Annotated in this window: 2 protein-coding genes and 1 pseudogene; 1 reads left to right on the top strand and 2 read right to left on the bottom strand. The window is 75.7% G+C overall.

The window, feature by feature from the left end:
• A pseudogene (locus AC2W7A_RS12200) lies at window positions 1–229 on the bottom strand (hypothetical protein); the annotation flags it as partial.
• A 243-nt stretch (window positions 230–472) separates the two neighbouring features.
• On the opposite strand from AC2W7A_RS12200, the gene AC2W7A_RS12195 reads away from it, so the two are divergent.
• Complete coding sequence (locus AC2W7A_RS12195) at window positions 473–1,171, top strand: hypothetical protein (protein ID WP_485991576.1); 699 nt, start codon at window positions 473–475, stop codon at window positions 1,169–1,171.
• A gap of 245 nt (window positions 1,172–1,416) precedes the next feature.
• Here AC2W7A_RS12195 and AC2W7A_RS12190 read toward each other — a convergent pair.
• The coding region (locus AC2W7A_RS12190) for a hypothetical protein (RefSeq protein ID WP_485991575.1) at window positions 1,417–1,679 on the bottom strand (263 nt) is incomplete at its 5' end.

The following is a 1,679-nucleotide window of genomic DNA, read 5'->3' as shown; positions in this document are numbered from 1 at the left end:
ACGCACCACCCCCACCCCGCCCGGCGAGCCCACCCCGGGGGCCGCACGCGTCCCCGTCAGAGGAGCCGAGCATCGAGCCGGCCACCGAGCCGACTCCGGAGCCGAGCACCACGCCGGCCACGGAGCCCGTGGAGGACCCCTCCGACGATCCGACCGCGCCCGTGGACCCCACGCCGACCGAGGAGCCGGAGCCGTCCCCGAGCGACGATCCGTCCTTAGACCCGACCACGGACCCCTCGCCGACCCCGGGCGACGATCCGTCCGACCCCACGCCTCCGAGGACCCCACGCCCTCCGAGGAGCCGTCCCCGAGCCCTTCGGACGACCCCTCCGAGGACCCCGCCCCCTCCGAGGATCCGGTGCCGAGCCCCTCGGACAGCCCGACGCCCTCGGACGACCCCACCGAGCGGCCGACCACGAGCCCGACACCGTCCCCGTCCTGGAGGCCGGCCCCCTCGCCGTCGGGCTTGCCGGTGCCCTCGCCCACCGATCCCTGGTCCCCGGCGCCAACGCCCTCGGCCCCGGGCTCCTGGTCCCCCTCACCCGAGGCGTCGAGCCCGTGGACCCCGGTACCCACGGAGTCCGAGACCACGGACACGGAAGCCCCGGACTCTCAGGCCCCGGGCGCCTGGGCCCCGCCGTCCGACGGGGGCGGCCAGGGACCGGAGCCCTCTGCGGAGCCGCCCGCGTCCCAGGAGGCCGGTGAGGCCTCGCCGTCCGGCGAGCCGCTTGACCTGGACACCGGCCCGGTCCCGGGTGCCAGCCCTGTCCTGAAGGAGGAGGGGACTCCCTCGCTGGGCTCGAACGACGGCACCGGGCGCAGTGCCCTGCGGGACACCATGGACAGCGCCCTGTCCGGGCTGCAGAACTCCGGCCGCCTGCTGGAGGACGAGGCGTTGGCCGCCCTGGAGCACGCCCAGGAGGAGAAGCTCCAGAAGCCGAAGGCGACCTCCGGAGACCAGAGCGAGGACCTGCGCAGCATCCTCGCGGAGAACGACGCGGACGACGCCTCCATGGCCTGGGCCGAGCCGGGCCCGCTCCTGACCCGCATCGGCCAGGCACCGGCCTGGCTCATCGGCCTGTTGCTGGCCAGCGTCGCCACGCTCGGCGCCCTCTCCTACCGCTGGGGGGCGGCCTTCCTGCGCCGCCGCGAGGAGCGTCAGGGCGGCTGACCCGCCGAGTACCGCTCCCCTCGGCGTCTCGCGCCGCACCGCGCTGTTGTGGCCATGAGGCGCTGTTGCGGCCATGAGGCGCTGTCGCCGCATACATGACGGATGCCGCCGCGCATGTGGGCCATGCCGGCGCACATTCGGGGCATGCCGCCGCTGACGAAGAGAGCCGGCCCCGGCAGACCGTCTGCTCTGCCGGGGCCGGCTCTCTGCGCGGCGGCGGTGCGGTGCACCCCGTCAGGAAGCGATCACGCGCGTCCCTCCGGACGGTTTCCGTCCTCCACGATCTCGGTGGTGCCGCGGCTCGAGTCCTCGTCACCCTCCTCGATGCGACGGCGGCCCTGCTCGTCCTGCGACGGACCGTCCTCGTCACCGCCGGTGTACGGCTCGGTCCGCTCGTCGTCGAAACGGTGCTCGCCGGCGGACTCCCGTGCAGGGGACTCCGAGGCCGGGGCGTCCTCGGCCGTGGCCGTGGCCCCCGCGGCGTGGGCACCCACGGGCCTGCGCCGCG

The sequence above is a fragment of the Micrococcus sp. LASM2_SD2 genome (assembly GCF_057364565.1).
Note: the sequence above shows the minus strand (reverse complement) of the source record. Positions and strands in the feature narration are given on the sequence as shown.